Source organism: Ruminococcus sp. CAG:330 (genome assembly GCF_000437175.1).
Classification (GTDB): Bacteria; Bacillota; Clostridia; order Oscillospirales; family Ruminococcaceae; genus Ruminococcus_C.
On record NZ_FR898048.1, the window covers coordinates 1 to 21,040 of the forward strand.

Here is a 21,040-nt window from a genome sequence, read left to right on the forward strand (position 1 = left end):
CTGCGGCAGGAAGACTTCCGGCTCTTCTGCCGGTTCTTCTTCCGGCGCAGCGTCCTCCGCCCACTCCGCATCCCGATTCCAAAGCTCCCGCAGCTTGCGGAACGGCAGGCGTATGTAGCCCCATAGCTGGGACATACTCAGATCCAAAAATTTCATGATGGCGAGGAACAGCAGAATCACAATGGTGATCCGTGCGCCGGTCGCCCCGAGAATCCGGATGAGCGGATAGGCGAGAATGGCGCTGATGACACCGCCGCTCTGGAACGCATTTTCCACGCCGGTCCTGTAGAGATAGCTGATGGCACGGATAAAGTTTTTCTTTTCGATGTCGCCCACAAAGATGATCTGTACAAAGCTGCTGACGATGACGGTCAGCAGCAGATCGTAGAGAAATCGGCGGAGCAGCGGTGTGTCCGACTGCTTTTCCGTCCGGTAGGCGGACAGCAGCAGAATAAACGGCACCAGCAGAAACGAGAACCCGAATATTCCCCGCACCACGCAGTGCAGGAATTTCCAGCCGGCGGAGCCTTGGATAAAAGAGACCAGAAAGAACAGTACGGCGCACGCAAACAGAATGACCGACTGAAACTTGGAGTTCCCGTGCTGCTGCTGGTTCAGCTTTTCCAGTGCTGTTTCCTTGGCTGTCTTGGATTTGGCAGCGGCAGGCCTGGCGGGGGCTGTTTTTTTTCGTTTGGGTTTGGAGCTTGACGAGGCTCTGGAAGCTTTTTTCTTGTTAGCCAATACATTTCCCTTTCTTCGCAGAAGTCCCCGAACGGCTCAGCAATACCGTGGCTCCTGTGTTTCGATTTGATGATAGAGCGCCTCAATGGCCTCGTGCAGCGAGCCGATGCGGTCGATGAGTCCGCAGGCAACGGCCTCCTTTCCGGAGAGAACTGTGCCCATATCGGTCGCCATCTCCTGCGTGTTCATCATCATCTGGCGCAAACCGCCCTCGGTGACGTGGCTGTGCCGGAGGAGAAAGCCTGTGATGCGCTCCTGTATTTTTTCAAAATAGCGTGTTGTCTGGGGAACGCCGAGCACCAGACCGCTGGTTCGCACCGGATGCACGGTCATAGAGGCGGACGGCACGATCATGGAGAGATCTGCGCTGACGGCGAGCGGAATGCCGATGGAGTGTCCGCCGCCCAGCACCAGAGAAACGGTGGGAGTCCGCATACCGGCGATCATCTCAGCGATCGCAAGACCGGCTTCCACATCACCGCCCATGGTGTTCAGCAGGATCAGCAGTCCCTCAATGCTGCGGTCCTGCTCAATGGCGACCAGCGCCGGCAGGATGTGTTCATACTTGGTGGTTTTGGTGTCCTCCGGCAGGTTGCTGTGCCCTTCGATCTGTCCGATGACGGAGAGGCAGTGAATCAGATGGCGTGCGTTTTGCGGACGCACACCGCCGGTTTCCTCAATGATCTTTGCCTGATCCAGCTGTTCCTCCGAACCGGACGGGGACGCTTCGTGGTTTTGTGTTGTCACGCTGACGCTCCTTTCGCATGGCTGAAAGTCCTTGGAATGCATGGAGTTAGCATACCCGAAGCGCCGGCATTTATGCAGCTGCACGTGATTTGTGCGGTTCTTATACTTTTTTATATTATATTATATCATAAACCCTTGAAAAGTCAAGTGATATCTCGTCGATGTTTGTGAGAATCGGGGGCTGCACCGGGATTTTTTTGAAGTGCGGGGAAATGCGTTCAGCCGTTCTTTTTTCCGGGCTGCGGTTTCTTTTTCCGCTTCCGCACGGAGTCGCCGAAGTTCCCCAGCTTTCGCCCCAGCGCAAAATATTCGCCGTGGGCATATGCCATCAGACCGCACTGCTGCAAGTTCAGCTTTCCCTTGCTGTCCAGATAGGTTTCCTCCACATTGACACCGGTGATCTCGGCGAAAAAGACGGTGTGTGTTCCCATCTCCTGCGTTGCGGTGACCTTGCACTCCAGATTGACAGGACACTCCGCAATGAGGGGTGCCTGAACGGTCTGCGCCGGCTCCGGCGTGAAATGGCAGACCTGGAACTTGTCCACGTCCTTTCCGCTGCGCACACCGCAGAAATCCGTCTCTTTCATCATGGCGGAGGTGGTGAGATTGATGACAAACTCCCGCTGTTCCATGAGGATGCCGTAGGAATGGCGGGTGGGACGGACGGAAATATAGGTCATGGGCGGATGGGTGGCGAGAACGCCGGTCCACGCCACTGTCAGGACGTTGTGGGATTCCATGGTGCCGCAGCTGACCAGTGTCGGCGGTACCGGTGCCAGCAGGACGCTGCCCTTCCAATGTTGTTTTGCCATAGTTATTCGGTTCTCCTTTTTACGGTTCTTTTTCTGTATTGTACCATGGGACACGCAGAATGTCAATGATACATCCAAAATCCGCTGCGGATTCTCGTTGACAGCGCAGAGAAAAATCAGGTATAATAGAGGCATCGCAGTTATTTGGAAGGGTTGAAAATAAAATGATACAGACAGCCCCTATTTTTACAGATCACATGGTATTGCAGCGGGACAAGAACGTTGCAGTTTTTGGAACAGGAACCGCTGGCGAATCGGTACGGGTTTCGCTTTCGGCGCAGAACCGCACGGTTTCCGGCTGCGTCGGCGGGGACGGCACATGGTGTGTCTATCTGCCGACGCTGACAGCGGGGACCGGGATGACGCTGGAGGTCGCTGGCGCAGAGAATCAGCTGGCCTATACGGACGTGGCAGTGGGGGAGGTATGGCTTGCCGGCGGTCAGTCCAACATGGAATTTATGCTCAAGGATGCCAAAGGCGGTGCGGAGGCACTGCAGCACTGTGCGGAATCCGGTGTGCGCTGTTTCCGTGTGCCGCGAAACACATTTCCCGATGTGGCATATACGCAGGAATTTGCCGAGAGCCGCTGGGAGCTCGCCACGCCGGAAACCGCTGGCGTGTGGTCGGCGGTGGCGTACTGGGCAGCGCAGGAGCTGGCACAGCGCCTTGGTGTTCCGGTGGGAATCGTCGGCTGCAATTATGGCGGTTCTTCTGTCAGCTGCTGGATGCCGGAGGAGGATCTGGAGCGGCACGCTGCCGGACATCCCTATCTGAAAGACTATCAGGATGCCGTCGCCGGAAAGACGGATGCGGAGATGATCGCTGCCTATGACGACTATCTGGTGTACCATGCGGCGTGGACAGAGCGCATGGAGAAGTGCTATCAGGAGGACGGGAACATGAAGTGGGACGAGGTCATCCGCCGCTGCGGCGAAAACCGCTGGCCCGGCCCCATGGGCATCAAAAGCCCGTTTCGTCCCGCCGGTATGTACCGCTTCATGCTGCGCCGGATCGTGCCGTACACCCTTCGGGGATTCTGGTATTATCAGGGGGAGAACGACGACTTTCGGGCAGAAACGTATGCCTCGCTGCTCTGCACCATGATCGCAAGGTGGCGGCAGGAGTTTCAGGACGACACGCTGCCGTTTCTGCTGGTGCAGCTGCCCATGTTTGCCTATGAGGACACGCTGGGAACCGGTACCTGGTGCATTTTGCGGGAGGCGCAGATGAACGTGTTCCGCACGGTCAAACACACGGGAATCGCCGTTGCGCTGGACTGCGGAGAGATGGGCAACATTCACCCCACGGACAAGAAACCGGTGGCGCACCGGCTGGCATTGCAGGCACGCCATCTGGTTTACGGAGAAACAGAACTGGAGGCGTTCGGCCCGCTGTATGCCGGAAGTGTGGTGCAGGACGGCAGCCTGACTGTGTTCTTTGACCACGGTCAGGGCATGACGTTCCACGGCAAGCCGCTGGGCTTTGAGCTTGCCGGCGCAGACGGCGTGTATCATCCGGCGCAGGCGGTTCTGGACGGCACCAGTGTCCGCCTGACCTGTGCGGAGGTTCCGGTGCCGGTTTCCGCACGCTATGCGTGGCAAAACTACGGGCCGGTCTCGCTGTTCGGGGCAAATGGAATTCCGGCAGCGCCATTTCGTACCACGCCGGCGGTGCTTCCACTTTTGCAGGGATAAAAATATGGCGGATTTTTGTCTGCCTGTGCGGAATTTCGCCGAATTTTCCACAATGGCGGAAGCTACGGAAATGTTCAAGATTTTCCACAGTTTCCACAGGACTTTCAACAGTTTTTCCCCATGCGCTTTTTCCGCTGTGAAAAAGATAGTTTTGAAATGATTAGAACGTCATAAAATGCACATACTTTTGGTGCGGAAAAACGCAGAGAGGAGCATGTGTTATGGTAAAAGGCGTACACAAAAAGATTTTGGAGATCAATCATCCGGACAGCCTGTATTTTGAACGGGCGGTGTTCTACCTGAAGCCGGGGATCACCCAGCTTCCGCCGCAGGTCTCGCAGGAGGATGCGGACGCTCTGTTACAGGAGATCTCGCCGTCCGCCAAAAAGCGGACACGGCTCTGGCTGCCCATGCTGCTGCTGGCGGTTGGCAGCAGTGTGGGGACGGCGGCGGTGATCCTGTTTTTTCTTTGAACTGCACTGGAAATTTCCGTTTCCAGACAGGTTTCCCCTTGTATTTTTGGATGTGTCATGTTATAATAGTTCTATTCTGCAAGAGGCAGAAGCAAAAACGGAAATGCTGAACAATGAGAGAAAGAGATAAAGGAGTAAGAAACATTGAAAAATTCCAAAAAACCATATCGTTCACGGGAAGCACGTGCGCCGGAACTCACACAGGCGCAGGAGGATCGCATTGCCGGACGCAATCCGGTGATGGAAGCGCTGCGCAGCGAGGCGCAGATCGATACAGTCTATGTCAGCCAGGAGAGTGGCGGTTTGCAGGAAATCGTGGAACTGGCGAAATCCCGCGGAATCCCTGTGAAGATCGTGACCGAGGCAAAGCTGTCCCAGCTCACCGGCGGTGCCGTGCATCAGGGCGTGGCGGCAGACGGCGCATGCGGGCAGTACGTCTCCCTGGAAGATCTGCTGAAAACGGCAGAAGGGCTGGGCGAACCGCCGCTGCTGGTGATCTGTGACGGCATTCAGGATCCCCACAATCTGGGGGCGATCATCCGGACGGCAGAGGCTGCCGGAGCACACGGTGTCATCATCCCCAAGCGCCGCAGCGCCTCGCTGACGCTGACCGTGGGAAAGACCTCCGCCGGTGCGGCAAGCTGGCTGCCGGTGGCTCGTGTTTCCAATCTGGTCTCCGCCATGGAGCAGCTAAAAGAACACGGCGTGTGGATCTACGGTACGGATGCTGCCGGCACATCGTACACCGATGCGGATTTCACCGGCGGTACGGCATTTGTCATCGGCTCAGAGGGCTTCGGTATGGGGCGGCTGGTGGGCGAGACCTGCGACGCCAAGCTGAGCCTTCCCATGCGTGGCAAGGTCAACTCCCTGAACGCCTCTGTCGCCGCCGGCATCTTCCTGTATGAGGCAGTGCGTCAGCGCACTGCACGTACATAAGGAGCGGCATATGGCAGATCAGAAATTTACGCTGGAGGAAATTCTCAGCGAATATACGCCGGACGGCAAGCGTTCCGGCATTCAGAAAACGGACGACAGACCGCTGGCACACGGCAAGCTGGAAACGGAAAAGCTGCTGAATGCGGCGACCTCCGATCGGCCGATGCCCAGCGGCAGCGGCGGTTACCGCCATGTGGCAGAGCAGCCGCCTCAGCCGGAGGAGGAACTGGTGGACATCAAGTCCACCATCTCCCACATCAAGGCGGCGCAGAGTGCACAGCGTGCGCAGGAGGCTGCGGCATCGCCGGTGATGCGGGAACGGTTTCCCACTCAGAGTTTACAGCGGGAGCAGGTTTCCTTTGTGAACGCCGGCAATGCAAGAGCGGCTGGCAATACTTATGCTGACGACGGCATCTCCGCCTATGACGGCGCTGTCAAGGTGGAGGAGGATGTTTCGGAGAGCAAGAACCGGCATCGTCCGAACATCCGGCAGATGGCGGATTCCACACGTGCCAGAGAGAAAAAACAGAAGAAGCGCCGGAGAAAAAAGGGCGCAGATGCCTCCTATGCCAAGGAGTCCATGACCGGTGTTTTCCAGCGGCCGGATTCTGCTGCCGGAGCATCCGAACCGACCTCTCATCACAACTGGGAGGAGGAAGAGGACTTCTACTATCAGGCACAGAAGGAGTCCAGCCGTTCCGGCAGTGCGCCGCGGCGGATTCGCACCCGCATGGCAGCCGAGGAGACCACTCAGACCACACCGGACGACATGACACAGGTGCGCAGCACCCTGCTGAAGCTGCGGAATGTGGTGCTGCTCCGCTGTCTGGCGCTGCTGCTGCTGACGGTCTTCGGCGGACTGCTGGCGTTTGGCGAAAATGCCGCAGGCGGTATTCTCACCCTTGTTTCCAGTCACCTCAGCCTGCGCAGCTATGCCATTTTGCAGCTGGCAATGGGTGTTGCCGGCGGTGCGATTGCTTTTCCTACGGTGCGGAGCGGACTGTGGAATCTTCTGCGTCTGCACGCTAACAGCGACAGCATGGCAGTGCTTCCTCTGCTTCCGGCGATTGCCGGCGCAGTGCTGGCGGTGATCTCACCGCAGGTGCTGGAAAATGAAACGATCCATCTTTTCCTGCCCTGTGCCCTGCTGGCGCTGTTCTGCAACGCCGTGGGACGGGTTCTGGTGGTGCGCCGTGCTATGCGCAGCTGTAATGTGATGACCCGTCTGGAGCAGAAGCGTGTGCTCTCTTATATTTCCCAGGAGGAGACGGCGGACCTGCTGACACGGGGACTCATCAGCGATTATCCGGTGGTCACCTCTGTGCGCAAGGTGGATTCGCTCTGTGATTTTTTGCGGTATACGTATTCCAACGATTTGACCGACACTCTCTGCCGTCCTATGACGGCGCTCTACTCCGGCGGTTCGCTGGTGGTCGCCGTGGGAATCTCGCTGATTCGCATGGGCGTTTCGTTTAACATGCTGTGGTTCAGCTTTTTCCTCTCGCTGTTGACGGCGCTGCTGACGGCGGGATGCTGTGTGGGCAGTGCGCTGGTGGTCAATCTTCCGCTGGAGCGGGAGTCGAAAAAGGCAGCAGCCAGCAATAGTGTGATGCTGGGCTATCAGAGCGTGGACGATTTCTACGACACCAACGCCCTGCTGGCAGAGGCGAGTGATCTGTTCCCCAAGGGATCGATTCGGATTCAGGGGCTGAAAGTGTTCTCCGGCGCCAAGGTGGACAACGTGCTGCTGGATGCAGCCAGTCTGGTCTACCGTGCCGGCAGCATCCTGAAGTTTGCCTTTGCGGAGATGATTCCGGAGCGGGAACAGCTGCATCAGGTGGACGACTTTGTCTATGAGGACGGCCTGGGGCTGTGCGGATGGATCGCCAACCGGCGTGTGCTGTTCGGCGGCAGAGAGATGATGGCGGAGCACAAGGTAGAGGGACTTCCCACCAAGACACGGGAGGCGGAGCTGGCGGAGGGCAACGGTGATGTGCTGTATCTCTCCATCAGCGGTGTGCTCTCAGCGATGTTTTGCGTGCAGATCACGGCGGACCCCGTTGTGAAAAAACAGATGCAGGCGCTGAAACAGGAGAACATTTCACTGGTAATTCGCAGCATGGACAGCTCAGTTTCCCTGCGGCGGCTCTCGGCACTTTTCCAGTTTCCGGAGCACCTGATGAAGATTCTTCCCGCCTCTATGCACAATCTGTTCCAGCGGGAGACCGCTGACCTGGGCTGTGTCAGCGCTTCGATGGTGCTGGGAGATTCCGGCTTTGGCGCAGCACGCCTGCTGGTTGGTTCCCGTAAAGTACGGCGCAGTGCGGTGACCGGCATGATCTTACAGGTTGTGGCATCGCTGCTGGGCCTGTCTCTGGCACTGATTCACGTGTTCACCGGCGCATACAGCGAGATCAACGCACAGTTTTTCTTCCTCTATCATTTGATTTTAACAGCAATTACGGCGCTTGCAGTGCGCATTCGATAAGAAGCGAAACCGGAAAGGAGTCCGATATGGAAAAATCTCATAGAAACGGCGGAAATACGGACGGCGAGGAAACCATGTTCTTCCACGCAGCCGCTACCGGAAAGTCCACCGATCAATACGACACCAGACAGATCGACGCCGGACAGGTGCAGCGGCAGGCAGCGCAGAATCCATATGTGCAGGGCGGTTATGCACCGGACAGTTACGGACAGACAGGCTATGCCCAGGATGGGTATAGTCAGAACGGTTACAATCAGAACGGTTATGCCCGGGACGGATACGGACAGGCAGGCTATGGACAGGAGGGCTACGCCCAGGGCGGTTATGGTCAGGCAGGTTACGAATCGGGCGGCTATGCGCAGGACGGATACAATCAGGGGTATCCGCAGGGCGGTTACGGACAAGCCGGATATTCCCAAGGCGGCTACGGTCAGAGCGGATATGTCCCCCAAGGCGGTTATTCACAGGGCAGCAGCGCTCCCAGACAGCCGCAGCAGCGTCCCGCCGCACCGCAGCGGAGCAGTTCGCCGCAGCAGAGAAGCCGTGTGCCTCAACAGCAGCATGCCTCCCGTCCGGCGCAGCCGGCGAGAGCACAGTCTGCACGAAAGAGTGCGCCTGCACGGAGCAGCGCACCGGTATCCTCCGGCAGTTCCTCCCGCCGGAAGCGGCGGCGGAATCACTCCTTTCTTGGACGGCTGGTCAAGACCATTCTGATTCTCGTCATCGTGGTGTTCCTGCTGTATTCCGCCATCGCCATGGTGGGTATTTTGCAGATGAACCGTGTGGCAGCCGGTGAGCGCAGTGTGACCAGCGGCAGCATGGAGGAGTCCTATGTGAAAAATGTGTTGGTCATCGGCACGGACACCCGTGACCCCTCCGAGGAGCAGGGGCGGTCGGACTCCATGATTCTGGTTTCCATGAATTCCCGCACCAAGGAGATCACCATGACTTCATTTATGCGGGATGTGTACGTAGAGATTCCCAACAATGGCTACGGCAAGCTGAATGCCGCCTATTCCTACGGCGGGCCGGAGCTGCTGATGGACACGCTGGAGGAAAACTATGACATCAGCATTGATGACTATGTGATGATTACATTCGCTGCCTGCGCCAAAATGATCGATGCCGTGGGCGGTGTGAAGCTGGAGCTGTCCGATGACGAGGCACAGGCAGTCAACGAAATTCTCATCAGCGAGGTCAACGAGATCATGGGCGACGACCGGGAGGACGATCTCCTCAGCAGCGGCGGAACGCTGACGCTGGACGGGAAGCAGGCGCTTTCCTACAGCCGTATCCGCTACGTAGGCAATGCCGACTTTGAGCGCACCGAGCGCCAGCGCATGGTCATGCAGCAGGTGATGCAGAAAGCCACTAAGAATCCGTTTCGGCTGGCATCCATCTGTATGTCTGCGCTGCCGGAGATGACCACCAATCTCTCCGCTGGCGAGCTGTACGGCTATGCCGTGACAACGCCGCTGAAGCTCGCCACCAGCGACCTGAAGCAGCAGCGCATTCCGGAGGACGGGACGTTCAGCGGTGTGAACATCGATGGTGAGGACGTGCTGCAAATCGACTTTGATGCGGCAAAGCAGGAGTTGAAAGACACCGTGTTTGCCTCAGAGTAAATTATTGAAAGATCACAATATTTCCCAAAACAGGCAGTGGAAACGCTGCCTGTTTTCTGTTTCAGCGAATTTTTCTCAAAAAGGCTTGCAATTTTGGTGAATCTCTTGTATAATAGAAACAATAGACGAGTGCGGCATGGTGCCGCAGGGAAAAAGGAGCTTTCAATTTATGACAGTAAAAGAAATTATGGAACAGATCCGGGAGGGTCTGACTGGGGAATACAATGTCGATATGGTATATCTGGAATCGCAGGCGGACAAGTACCGCAGCACCAAGGACGGCAAGGAGATCGAGAGTGCCATTGCTGATCTGGCGTATGAGATTCTGCCGGAGGACAAGCGTGCCCTGCTGGATAAGATGATGTACATCGACGGCAAGCGCATCGACGTGATGTTCCACGAAGCGGAGCAGCTGCTGGAGGAGAAGAAGGTGGAGGAGTCCTTCCGCCTGACCGAGGCAATCTACACCAAGATTCGCATGAACTACCGGGAGACGGAGAACGAGATGTATCTGAGCCTGCGCAATCCGCTGGAACATCAGCTGTATCTGTATTTCTACCAGCCCTCCAAGAAGCTGGTGCGCCCGTGGTTCGATCTGTCCCGTATGGTGCTGCTCCACGGCTACAATCTCATTGAACTGCGCCGTCCGGAGGAGGCTGTGCGTGTCATCAATGACGCAATCCGCTTCAACCCCATGAATGTGGACGCTTACTTTGAACTGGCAGAGTGCTACAAGGTGCTGAATGAGCCGGATCAGCTGCTGTCGGTCACCAAGGAGGCGCTGGAAATCGCCGTGACACCCCGGCAGATCTCCCACTGTTACTGCAATCTGGGCTTCTACTGCGTGGAGGTCAAAGACTATGACCGTGCGGTTTGCTTCTATTATGAGAGCCTGATCTATGCAGAGCATCCGTTTGTGCCGGGCGAACTGCACCACATTTACACCATCACCAAAAAGAAGATCACACCGCCCACACGGGAGCAGGTGGAAGAGGCGTTCGAGCACTACAACATGAAGCCGGGCGCAAATCCGGATGTGGTCGGCGTCATTACAGCGCTGGCAAAGGAGGCCATTGAGAAGAAAGAACTGTCGGCAACACGGTTCTATCTGCACATGCAGCACGGTCTGACCAATGACCCGCACATCAAGGAACTGATGGATCACTACGACGAGATGGCTGCTCATCGGGATGCCGGCGTGCTCTAAAAAGTACCTAAAATCATCAAAAAACGGACGGGAGCCAATGGCTCTCGTCCGTTGCATTTTTTATAGGGAAAAGCGATCAATTGTCGCTGTCCAGTTTGAGGACGCTCATGAATGCCTCCTGCGGCACCTCGACAGAGCCCAGCTGGCGCATGCGCTTCTTGCCCTCTTTCTGCTTCTCCAGCAGCTTTTTCTTTCGGGTGATGTCGCCGCCGTAGCACTTGGCGAGGACATCCTTCCGCATTGCCTTGATGGTTTCACGGGCGATGATCTTTCCGCCGATGGCAGCCTGTACCGGCACTTCAAACAGCTGGCGCGGAATGTTTTCTTTCAGCTTCTCTACGATCTTTCTGCCACGTTCGTATGCCTTGTCGGCGTGGATGATGAAGGACAAAGCGTCCACGATCTCGCCGTTGAGGAGAACGTCCAGCTTGACCAGCTTGGAGGGCATGTACTCGCTGAGGACATAGTCGAAAGAGGCATAGCCGCGGGTGCGGGATTTCAGCACGTCAAAGAAGTCGTAGACGATCTCGTTCAGCGGCAGGGTGTAGTGCAGGGAGACACGGGTGTCGTCGATGTACTGCATGTTCTCAAAGATACCGCGGCGGTTCTGACAAAGCTCCATGACATTGCCCACAAAGTCGGAGGGTGTCAGGATCTCTGCCTTTACCATAGGCTCTTCGGCACACTGGATCAGTGCCGGATCCGGATAGTTGGTGGGGTTGTCGATGAACTGCACCTCGCCGTTGGTCATGGTGACACGGTAGATAACGGAGGGGGCTGTGGTGATCAGATCCAGATTGTACTCCCGTTCCAGACGCTCCTGAATGATCTCCATGTGCAGCAGTCCCAGGAAACCGCAGCGGAATCCAAAGCCCAGTGCAATAGAGGTCTCCGGTTCGAAAGAAAGGGAGGCATCGTTGAGCTGGAGCTTTTCCAGCGCCTCCCGCAGATCGCCGTAGCGTGCGCCGTCCACGGGGTAGATGCCGGAGAATACCATGGGGTTGACCTTGCGGTATCCGGCAAGGGGCTCTGCGCAGGGACGGTCGGCGTGGGTGACGGTGTCGCCGACCTGTGTGTCGCCGATGCTCTTGATGGAGGCGGAGAGATAGCCGACTTCGCCGGCGCAAAGCTGTCCGTCGTTGATCAGTGTGTTGGTGGTCATATAGCCGGCTTCCACAACGGTGAATTCTGCGCCGGTTGCCATGAGCTTGATGACGTCGCCCACCTTGACCGTGCCCTGCTTGATGCGGACATAGATGACAACGCCTTTGTATGCGTCATAGTAGCTGTCGAAGATCAGCGCCTGTAAGGGGGCATCCGGATCTCCCTTGGGAGCGGGGATGTCGGTGACAATCCGCTCCATGACAGCTTCGATGTTGATGCCGGCCTTGGCGGAGATACGGGGCGCATCCTCTGCCGGAATGCCGATGACGTTTTCGATCTCCTCACAAACCCGATCCGGATCGGCAGCGGGGAGGTCGATCTTGTTGACTACCGGAACTACCTCCAGATCATGTTCGATGGCGAGGTAGGTGTTTGCCAGCGTCTGCGCCTCGATGCCCTGAGAGGCATCGACAACCAGAATAGCACCCTCACAGGCGGCAAGGCTTCGGGAAACCTCATAGTTAAAGTCCACGTGGCCGGGGGTGTCGATCAGGTTAAAGACGTAGGTCTCGCCGTCTTTGGCACGGTAGTGCAGGCGAACCGCACGTGCCTTGATGGTGATGCCACGTTCCCGTTCGATGTCCATGTTGTCCAGAATCTGGTCCTCCATGTCACGTTTTGCCACCGTGTAGGTCTGTTCCAGAATGCGGTCAGCAAGGGTGGATTTTCCGTGGTCGATGTGTGCGATAATACAAAAATTGCGGATGTGATCCATTTTCATGCAGTTCTCTTCCTCTCAAAGTTATCCTTCGTTGATTTTTCGGCGCAGAAACGCCAGACAGTCTGCGGCGCTTCCACGGGTAAAGCTGGCCTTGTCTACCAGCATGGTGAAGCCGCGTTTTTCAAAGCGCAGGACGATCCAATGGGCGTTGCTCCGCACCCAGGTGAGCTCCTGATATTGCAGGCGGTATTTCTCCAGCGAGGAGGTCGTCATCATGCGGATCTCCTCCGGCAGGAACGTGTACTGATTGACTGCCTGCAGATCGATCTTTTGTCGGGTATGGCTGAATTTTTCTCGAATCTGCCGGGCGGGAACCGTCCAGAGAAAGAGTCCGGCGATGAGCAGCAGGGTAAACAGGATGTCGATGGGCTTTAGCTGAAACGGCGTTCCGGCGGTGATTCGCATGATGAGAAAAAAGAGGAGCCGTTCCGCAAGGGGAAGCATCAGCGCAGCGCTGAGAATGCGGTACACCAGAAATTGCTTTCGGCGTGTCATGCGGAGCACGGTTAGATAGCCCTCTTCGGTCAGCCGGGTGGTATTTTCAAAATATTCCATGGACGCACCTCACAGGTCTTGAAAAACGCCGAACAGGCTTTGTGCGGTGTTTTCTTGAATACCTTATATTATACCAAAAAAAGCGCTGCTTGTAAAGTCTGGATTTTTTGAAATTTGCTGCACCGCTTGACAAACCCCAGGGAATCGGATACTATGAATATGAGATAAATCCGATATCCGTGCAAATATTGAAAGGTGTTGCTTAACATGCTAAAAATTTATAGAACATGCGATGAAGTGCCAAAGGGGATTAGAATCGTGAGAGATAATGACACGTACTTCAATTATCATACCGTATTACAAAATAATGCATTCACAAGAGAAATACTGTATACCATTGATAAAGCGCAATATGTATCAGAATTCACAGTACTGGGCAGAACTAAGGCGCTTGGAAGCTTGAGTAAGCAGGTACTTAGCACGGGAACAAAGACGATACTAAACATATTAAACAACCCAGATGATTGTTTTGATTTAAGCGGATGCGGGGATAATGTGCTTCAATTCCTGCCGAGAGTGACAGATGGACATGTCATATGGGATATGCCATGTCTGGTCTATTGCGGAGCGCCGGACTGCCATATAGAATACAAAGGAAAAGCATACCGAAACTTCTATGAGTTTTTATGTGCGGTAGAAAAGGAAGAGAGGGGGTAAGACAAAATATGATTCAATTCACCAAAGAATACAGCGGAATTGTTTTTGACGTTGATATACAGGATCGAATCAGTTTGTTTACCGGATATTCTGGGACAGGGAAGACATTCGCGTTTGGTGCGATACAGGAATACTTCGTCTCAAATAACATTCGTACCATATATTTTGATGACAGACAAATGGATTACACGGCAGATCAGTTAATCAGCTTGTGCGATAACAAAGAAGTCATTCTTCTGGACAATGCTGATTTGTATTTAACACAAAATTTGTTGGACTATATCATAGACAGTAATAAAATCCTGCTGTGCAGCACAAAGAAGCCTTATCAATACAGATTCGGAGTTTTTGGAAAATATGAGGTGAAATATGAAAATAATAGAGTAGCAGTAAGGCGCATGAACAGCTGGAACCGGGGGCCGCAATTGTTCAGGCAATTGTGAACGCTCGGAAATCCGCAGATATTTCTTGTGAAGACAGGCTCTAAACAGGGAGGAACGGACAGCTCGCTTTTGTCCGTAGCTGACAAGCGAATTAGCGCACCGGATATGCATTTGCCGTTTCTCCCAAAATCTTGACAATTTTTCGGAAATTCGGTATAATGGAAGACAAATTGCAACGTGCACACCCAGTGCACCGGGAAAGGAACCGACTTTCATGAAACACAAGTCCATTTACACCTGCCCTCACTGCGGCAGCAAATCTTTCAACCCTATCACCAAGGCGTTCGCCGGCGGATACCACACACGGGGCAGAGTCTGCAGGGAATGCGGCCTGCGCTGCGTCAACGGCAAGGCATCCATGATCTTCAGCGCCATTGTCTACCTGATCGCTGTGGTCATCGTTTTCTACCTGTACTTTAAAATTGCCGATGTCTCGGTTTGGGGATACATCTATACTGTCATCACCATTGTGGCAGCCTATGTGCTGTGCCGTCTGTTTGATGCGTTCATCGGCCCGCTGGACAAGGCGATTCGCAACGACGCCTACAAGAAATGAGCGGTATCGGGCTATATTTCCACGTGCCGTTTTGCCGGCGCAAGTGCAGCTACTGTAATTTCTACTCCGCTCCTGCAACACCGGAACAGATGGCGGCGTATACCGAGGCAGTCTGCCGGAACCTGCGGTACTACACCAGCAACACCGTGGTGGCGGACACGCTCTATTTTGGCGGTGGCACACCCTCGCTGCTTGCGCCGGAACAGCTGGAGCAGATCCTCGCCTGTGCGGCGGCGTGTTTTTCGATCCCGCCGGATGCGGAGATCACCCTGGAGGCAAATCCGGCAACCCTGACACCGGAGAACCTGCGCCGTCTGCGTGCTGCCGGCGTGAACCGGCTCTCTCTGGGGGTGCAGTCCTTGTCGGATGCACAGCTGCGCCGTCTCGGACGAATGCACACGGCGCAGGAGGCATTGGATACGGTGGAGGCGGCTGCCGGTGCAGGATTCCGGAACATTTCCTGTGATGTGATGCTGGCGCTGCCAAAGCAAACGCCGGCGGAGCTGTCGGAAACGCTGGAACAGATGGCGCAGCTGCCCATTCAGCACATCTCCGCCTATCTGCTGAAAATCGAATCGGGAACGCCGTTTGCCCGGCAGCATGCGGAGCAGGAATGCCCCGATGAGGACACCGCAGCCGACCTGTATCTCCAAACGGTTCGAACGCTGGAACAGGCTGGCTTCCGCCAGTACGAGATCTCGAACTTCGCCAAGACCGGTTACGAGAGCCGGCACAACTGCAAGTACTGGCGCTGTGTGCCGTATCTGGGCATCGGCCCGTCAGCGCACTCCTGCTGGGAGGGAAAGCGCTTTTTTGTGCCGTCAGATACGGCGGATTTCCTGGCGCAGCCGGTGCAGCAAGCCGTGTTGGAGGACGCACAGCCTTGTACGCCGGAGGAGCAGATCATGCTGGGGATGCGCCTGACGGAAGGCATTCCGGCGCACTGGCTGGCGGAAAAGCAGACGGAGGTGGAGCGCTTTTGCCGTCTGGGCTTTCTGCGCCGTACTGACGACCGGATTTCCATGACGCCGGAGGGCTTTCTGGTATCGAATACGATTCTGGCGGAGCTGCTGGGATAAGCCTTTGGGCAACACCGCACAAAGCTTGTGCGTAAGATGCGCTGTTCGATTTTTCGGCAGATTGTATAGAAATTCCGCAGGCATACTGCCGTATGTCAAGGGATTTCTGTGCGATATGACGGAAAATCGGCAAGCAGATTGCGTGCAAAGCCTTTCAGCGGGCTTTGTGCGGTGTTGCCCTTGTATAAACCCACGCTGTCCGGTGCATACTCTCACCGAGGTGAGAGATATGAAAAAACTGGAACTGGCACTTCTCTTGGGACTGGCAGCGAGCATCTGCTGCTCCTCTCTGGCAAAGACGGCAGACAGCCGCAGCAAGCTGGAGGAAAACGTGCTGCGCCTGCACGTGCTGGCAAACTCCGACAGCATCGACGATCAGGCGCTGAAGCTAAAGGTGCGGGACAAGGTGCTGACGTATGCCGGCGAACTTCTGACCCATCCTGGGGAGTCCCTGGAGGCGGTGGAAGAGATTATCACGGAGCATCTGGAGGAGCTGGAAAAGGTTGCAGCGGATTCTGTGCGGGAGGAGGGCTATGACTATCCCGTGCAGGCAAAGCTGGTGAACATGTCCTTTGATGATCGGACATACGGCAATCTCACCATGCCCGCCGGCGAGTACGATGCCCTGCGCATTACCATTGGAAAGGCAGAGGGGCAGAACTGGTGGTGCGTCATGTATCCGGCGCTGTGCGTTCCCAATGCGTGGAGCGCAGACGGCGACCGCCAGACGGAACAGACCAGTTTCGATGAGGCGCAGCAGGATCTGCTGGAGCATCCGGAGCAGTATCGTGTCAAGCTGAAATGCGTGGAGTGGCTGGAACACATGACTGCACGGCTGCACAATGTTTTTGAAAATGAATAAATTGTAAAAAGTGAGAGAAACGGTTGACAAGCGTCTGAAAATGTGCTAAACTGCATAGAGTAAACAAAGAAGAGCATTGCCGTTCTCACCGTTTGGTCTGTTGCCGAAACGGTCAATATTTCGAATCGGTTGCCGTGCCTCTGGCATAACGGCGTGCCGCAGTAGAGATAAGTATGGGAGTGTTCGCAGCGATGTGAACGCTTTTTTTTGTTTGGAATTAACATGTTTGGAGGTGCTGGCTTATCAGCAAACAAGAGCTGCAGATCAATGGAGAGATCCGAGACAGAGAAATTCTGGTAATCGACCAGGATGGAACAAAGCTGGGAACAATGTCTGCAAAAGATGCGCAGAAACTTGCCTACGAAAAAGACCTGGATCTGGTGAAGATCGCACCGCAGGCGAAGCCGCCGGTGTGCCGTATCATGAATTACGGAAAGTATTGCTTTGAACAGCAGAAACGGGAAAAAGAGGCACGGAAAAATCAGAAGGTCGTTGCGATCAAGGAGATCCGTATGTTCTCCGCCATCGATACCCACGATTTTGAAACCAAGATCAATCAGGCGAAGAAATTCCTGCAGGGCGGCGACAAACTGAAGGTGTCCGTTCGCTTCCGTAAGCGTGCGATTGCGCATCCGCAAATCGGCGAAGAGCTGCTGGAACGCTTCAAGGAAGCGTGTGCAGAGGTCGGTGTTGTTGAGAAGCCTGCGAAAATGGAAGGCCGTAGTATGGTCATGTTCATTTCACCGAAAGCATCGAAGTAACGAGGAGGAATCACCATGGCAAAGATCAAGACAAAGACACATTCCGGCGCAAAGAAGCGTTTCAAGATGACTGCTTCCGGAAAAGTGAAGTATCAGAAGACCAATAAAAGACACAGACTGACACAGAAGGATACCAAGCGCAAGAGAATTGCACGTACTGTTGGTATCGCAGACAGCACCAATGCACCGGCACTGAAAAAGCTGATGCCGTATCTGTAAGATTGGTCGGATTCAGAAAAAACGGAGGTAAAGAACTATGGCACGTATTAAAGGTGCAATGATGACTCGCAAGAGAAGAAATAAGACCCTGAAGCTGGCAAAGGGCTACTGGGGCAGCAAGAGCAAGCACTTCAAGATGGCAAAACAGGCCATTATGAAGTCCGGCAATTATGCGTACATCGGCAGAAAGCAGAAGAAGAGAGAGTTCCGTCAGCTCTGGATCACTCGTATTTCCGCAGCCTGCAAGATGAACGGCATCAACTACTCCCAGTTCATGAACGGCTGCAAGAAGGCTGGTATCACCCTGAACCGCAAAATGCTTTCTGAGATCGCAATTCATGACGCAGCAGGCTTCACTGCTATCGTAGAACAGGCAAAGGCTGCTCTCTAAGGAACGAACGCGAAACACGCTCTGCAACATACGGAGCGTGTTTTGTTGTATACGGCGGAGTTTTTGCCGGAAGGAGAATCATGGAACCATTTCTGAAAATTTCTGCACGGGAAAATGCGGCAGTCAAGATCTACCGCAAGCTCGCCTCCAGCCGGAAAGAACGCATGCGGGAACAGCGGTTCGTTCTGGAGGGACTGCGGCTGGTGGGGGACGCTGTGAAAAACGGTGCGGCGCTCACCCATCTGTTCTGGACAGAGGACGGCTATGCACGCTGGCAGGCGGAGCAGATCCAGGCTGATTTGAGAGAAACTCGTTGTGCGCTTATTTCAAATGAGCTTGGGAAAGAGCTGTCCCAGACGGAACACTCCCAAGGGGTCTATGCCATTTGCCGGATGCCCCAGCAGCCGGCACTGTGCGACCTCGTTCACGCCGGCGGCATTTACGCCGTGCTGCACCAGCTTCAGGACCCCGGCAATGCCGGCATGGTGCTGCGCACCGCAGATGCGCTGGGACTGGACGGCGTGATCTACAGCGCCTCCTGCGATATCTACAGCCCCAAGGTGGTGCGTGCCACCATGGGGTCGCTGTTTCGGATGCAGATCTGCTGCACGGCGGAAATCGCACCGGTTTTGGACGCATGCCGTGCTGCCGGCGTGGAGAGCTGCGCAGCTGTTGTGAGCGGACCGGCGGAGCTGGTCGGCTCGTGTGCCTTTTCCGGCGGAACGGCAGTCGTCATCGGCAACGAGGGAAACGGTCTGCCGCCGGAGGTCGCCGCAGCCTGTGACCGCCGTGTGACCATTCCCATGCACGGAACGATCGAGTCCCTGAATGCAGCCATGGCGGCAGGTATTATCCTGTGGGAAGCGGCAAAGGCAGAGAAGAGGTGACAGCGCCATGGAGGAAATACGCTGCCTTTTGTGGCTGCTGATGGTGTTCGGGACGGCGAGCCCCAAGATCTGGACGGTGCTCCACCACTGGAAAACGCCTCAGAAAGCGTGTGAAGCCCTGCGGGATTCGTCCGGCGCCAGCCAGCAGGGGCTGCCGTCCCATGTTGTCCGGCGGATGCATCAGATTCATGCGGCGCAGGTGGACGAGGTGCTGGCACGGTGCGAGAAGCAGAAGATCTCGATTCTGTGGTATGGCGAGCCGGAATATCCGGAGGAACTTTTTGCCATTGTGAATCCGCCGGTGCTGCTCTTCTATCGGGGGGATCTCTCCGTGCTGCGCGGGACGCTCTCTCTAACGGTGGTGGGAACCCGCCATCCGTCGGAGTACAGCCGCAGCGTTGCGTGGAAGCTGTGCCGGGATCTGGTGCAGCTGGGCTTTGTGATGGTCACGGGATTTGCCGTCGGCATTGACATCATCGCCAACCGCTGTGCGCTGGAGGCGGGAAAGCCCAGCGTCGCCCTCATGGGCTGCGGTCTGGACATCGCCTATCCCCAGCAGCACTTTGAATTGAAGGAGCAGATCACCGCCAACGGACTGATTCTCTCTGAGTTTCTGCCGGGAACACCGCCTTCGCCGGCGAACTTTCCCATCCGCAATCGGGTGCTCTCCGGACTGACTATGGGAACGCTTGTGATTCAGGCACCCCAGCGCAGCGGAACACTCATCACGGCGGAGAACGCCATGGAGCAGGGACGGGATGTCTTTTGTGTGCCGCCGGCAAACATATTTGACAAACAGTATCAGGGTGTGATAAAATATCTTCGGGACGGTGCCATTCCAGTCTTTGACTGTCGTGACATCGTCTATGAATACTATACCAACCACGCTCACCAGATTGACGGGTCTGTGCTGTATGACGAAGACCGCAGCAAATCGGACAGTATGGTCATGACGATGGGCGAGGAAGCGCAAGAGAAAGAGAAAAAGGCGAAGAAACCGCCGGAGTCCCCGGAAATGCCGCAGGTTCCGGCAGCGCTGCCTGCCGAACCGGAACCGGAGCAATTGCCGGAACCGGCGGAATCGGAGGCACCTGCGGAGCTGGAGGAACTGGACGAGTCAAGCCGCCGGATCTACCAGCTTCTGCGGGAGAATTCCCCCATGCACATCGATGCTATTGCGGCAGCGGTGGACATGGAGATGGAACAGCTGACGGAAACGCTGACGATTCTGGAACTGAACGGCGTGATTACACGGCTTCCCGGAAAACAATTCCGGATTATGTAGGAAAGGAGCCTGTGCAGAGATCTGCACCAGTGAGATAGTAAGAGAGATATGTCAAATTTAGTCATTGTGGAGTCGCCGGCAAAGGCGAAAACCATTCAAAAATATTTGGGAAAGGATTACGATGTCATCGCCTCCATGGGGCACATTCGTGATCTGCCAAAGTCTAAGCTCGGCGTGGACGTGGAACACGGCTTCCAGCCGCAGTACACCGATATGAAGGGCAAAGAGGACGTCATCAAGAAGCTCAAGGAGCACGCCAAAAAGTGCGACCGTGTCTATCTGGCGACCGACCCGGACCGTGAGGGGGAGGCGATCTCGTGGCACATTGCACAGCTGCTGCATTTGGATATGAATGCAGACGACCGTGTGGAATTCAACGAGATCACCCGAAGCGGGATTCAGGCGGGAATGAGCCACCCCCACAAAATCGATCTGGATCTGGTCAACGCCCAGCAGGCACGCCGGATCTTAGACCGTCTGGTGGGCTATAAGCTCAGCCCGTTCCTGTGGAAAAAGGTGCGCCGCGGACTCTCCGCCGGCCGTGTGCAGTCGGTGGCAGTGCGTCTGGTGGTGGATCGGGAAAACGAGATCCGTGCATTTGTGCCGCAGGAATACTGGTCAATCGACGGCAAGTTCTGCGCACCGCCCTCCCGCAAGGTGTTCGGGGCAAAGCTGGTGCGTGTGGACGGCGAACGAGTGGACAAGACAGAGATTCCGGATAAGGCGGCAGCCGA

Annotated in this window: 22 protein-coding genes; 17 read left to right on the forward strand and 5 right to left on the reverse strand. The window is 55.6% G+C overall.

Going from position 1 to position 21,040, the window contains the following annotated elements; all coding sequences use genetic code 11:
* From QZL66_RS05620 to QZL66_RS05630, 3 genes are all read right to left on the reverse strand, one after another.
* Positions 1–741, reverse strand: a 741-nt coding sequence (locus tag QZL66_RS05620) for a DNA translocase FtsK 4TM domain-containing protein (protein WP_293601889.1), incomplete at its 3' end; no start/stop codon positions are given.
* 36 nt (positions 742–777) lie between these two features.
* Entirely contained in the window at positions 778–1,488 is a 711-nt protein-coding gene (locus tag QZL66_RS05625) for a ClpP family protease (protein WP_022410755.1), read from the reverse strand.
* A gap of 218 nt (positions 1,489–1,706) precedes the next feature.
* The gene (locus QZL66_RS05630) at positions 1,707–2,300 is read right to left on the reverse strand and encodes a flavin reductase family protein (protein WP_022410756.1); all 594 of its coding nucleotides are present in this window, start codon (positions 2,298–2,300) and stop codon (positions 1,707–1,709) included.
* A 164-nt stretch (positions 2,301–2,464) separates the two neighbouring features.
* On the opposite strand from QZL66_RS05630, the gene QZL66_RS05635 reads away from it, so the two are divergent.
* The 6 genes from QZL66_RS05635 (at position 2,465) to QZL66_RS05660 (ending at position 10,726) form a co-directional block, all read left to right on the forward strand.
* Entirely contained in the window at positions 2,465–3,994 is a 1,530-nt protein-coding gene (locus QZL66_RS05635) for a sialate O-acetylesterase (protein ID WP_022410757.1), read from the forward strand.
* A gap of 221 nt (positions 3,995–4,215) precedes the next feature.
* Positions 4,216–4,467, forward strand: a complete 252-nt coding sequence (locus QZL66_RS05640) for a hypothetical protein (RefSeq protein WP_022410758.1) — start codon at positions 4,216–4,218, stop codon at positions 4,465–4,467.
* Between the two features lie 144 nt (positions 4,468–4,611).
* A complete protein-coding gene (gene rlmB / locus QZL66_RS05645) occupies positions 4,612–5,406 on the forward strand; it encodes a 23S rRNA (guanosine(2251)-2'-O)-methyltransferase RlmB (protein WP_022410759.1) in 795 nt (264 codons plus the stop codon).
* Positions 5,407–5,416: 10 nt separating this feature from the next.
* On the forward strand, positions 5,417–7,894 hold the full coding sequence (locus tag QZL66_RS05650) for a hypothetical protein (protein ID WP_022410760.1): 2,478 nt from the start codon (positions 5,417–5,419) through the stop codon (positions 7,892–7,894).
* A gap of 26 nt (positions 7,895–7,920) precedes the next feature.
* Positions 7,921–9,519, forward strand: a complete 1,599-nt coding sequence (locus QZL66_RS05655; RefSeq protein ID WP_022410761.1) for an LCP family protein — start codon at positions 7,921–7,923, stop codon at positions 9,517–9,519.
* 169 nt (positions 9,520–9,688) lie between these two features.
* Positions 9,689–10,726, forward strand: coding sequence for a hypothetical protein (locus QZL66_RS05660; RefSeq protein WP_022410762.1), 1,038 nt, complete (start codon positions 9,689–9,691; stop codon positions 10,724–10,726).
* 76 nt (positions 10,727–10,802) lie between these two features.
* Here QZL66_RS05660 and lepA read toward each other — a convergent pair whose 3' ends face one another.
* Both lepA and QZL66_RS05670 read right to left on the reverse strand, forming a co-directional pair.
* Complete coding sequence (lepA, locus tag QZL66_RS05665) at positions 10,803–12,611, reverse strand: translation elongation factor 4 (protein ID WP_022410763.1); 1,809 nt, start codon at positions 12,609–12,611, stop codon at positions 10,803–10,805.
* Positions 12,612–12,632: 21 nt separating this feature from the next.
* Entirely contained in the window at positions 12,633–13,166 is a 534-nt protein-coding gene (locus QZL66_RS05670) for a hypothetical protein (RefSeq protein WP_022410764.1), read from the reverse strand.
* Between the two features lie 207 nt (positions 13,167–13,373).
* Between QZL66_RS05670 and QZL66_RS05675 the strand changes: the two genes are divergently transcribed.
* The 11 genes from QZL66_RS05675 to QZL66_RS05725 all read left to right on the forward strand — a co-directional run.
* The gene (locus QZL66_RS05675; protein ID WP_022410765.1) at positions 13,374–13,823 is read left to right on the forward strand and encodes a DUF4869 domain-containing protein; all 450 of its coding nucleotides are present in this window, start codon (positions 13,374–13,376) and stop codon (positions 13,821–13,823) included.
* Between the two features lie 8 nt (positions 13,824–13,831).
* On the forward strand, positions 13,832–14,266 hold the full coding sequence (locus tag QZL66_RS05680) for a hypothetical protein (protein WP_022410766.1): 435 nt from the start codon (positions 13,832–13,834) through the stop codon (positions 14,264–14,266).
* 214 nt (positions 14,267–14,480) lie between these two features.
* The gene (locus QZL66_RS05685) at positions 14,481–14,822 is read left to right on the forward strand and encodes a hypothetical protein (protein WP_022410767.1); all 342 of its coding nucleotides are present in this window, start codon (positions 14,481–14,483) and stop codon (positions 14,820–14,822) included.
* Positions 14,819–15,901 carry a radical SAM family heme chaperone HemW gene (gene hemW / locus QZL66_RS05690; RefSeq protein ID WP_022410768.1) on the forward strand — a complete coding sequence of 361 codons (1,083 nt, stop codon included), beginning with the start codon at positions 14,819–14,821 and terminating at the stop codon, positions 15,899–15,901. The genes QZL66_RS05685 and hemW overlap by 4 nt, the downstream gene beginning before the upstream one ends.
* A 229-nt stretch (positions 15,902–16,130) precedes the next feature.
* The gene (spoIIR, locus tag QZL66_RS05695) at positions 16,131–16,763 is read left to right on the forward strand and encodes a stage II sporulation protein R (protein WP_022410769.1); all 633 of its coding nucleotides are present in this window, start codon (positions 16,131–16,133) and stop codon (positions 16,761–16,763) included.
* Positions 16,764–17,005: 242 nt separating this feature from the next.
* Positions 17,006–17,524 carry a translation initiation factor IF-3 gene (infC, locus tag QZL66_RS05700; RefSeq protein ID WP_226943145.1) on the forward strand — a complete coding sequence of 173 codons (519 nt, stop codon included), beginning with the start codon at positions 17,006–17,008 and terminating at the stop codon, positions 17,522–17,524.
* Between the two features lie 15 nt (positions 17,525–17,539).
* Positions 17,540–17,743, forward strand: coding sequence for a 50S ribosomal protein L35 (gene rpmI, locus QZL66_RS05705; RefSeq protein WP_022410771.1), 204 nt, complete (start codon positions 17,540–17,542; stop codon positions 17,741–17,743).
* Positions 17,744–17,780: 37 nt separating this feature from the next.
* Positions 17,781–18,134 carry a 50S ribosomal protein L20 gene (gene rplT, locus QZL66_RS05710; protein ID WP_022410772.1) on the forward strand — a complete coding sequence of 118 codons (354 nt, stop codon included), beginning with the start codon at positions 17,781–17,783 and terminating at the stop codon, positions 18,132–18,134.
* 80 nt (positions 18,135–18,214) lie between these two features.
* Entirely contained in the window at positions 18,215–19,021 is an 807-nt protein-coding gene (locus tag QZL66_RS05715; RefSeq protein WP_022410773.1) for a TrmH family RNA methyltransferase, read from the forward strand.
* Between the two features lie 7 nt (positions 19,022–19,028).
* Positions 19,029–20,306, forward strand: coding sequence for a DNA-processing protein DprA (dprA, locus tag QZL66_RS05720; protein ID WP_022410774.1), 1,278 nt, complete (start codon positions 19,029–19,031; stop codon positions 20,304–20,306).
* Positions 20,307–20,354: 48 nt separating this feature from the next.
* Positions 20,355–21,040: toprim domain-containing protein (locus tag QZL66_RS05725; RefSeq protein ID WP_293601890.1), on the forward strand; the 686-nt coding region annotated here is incomplete at its 3' end.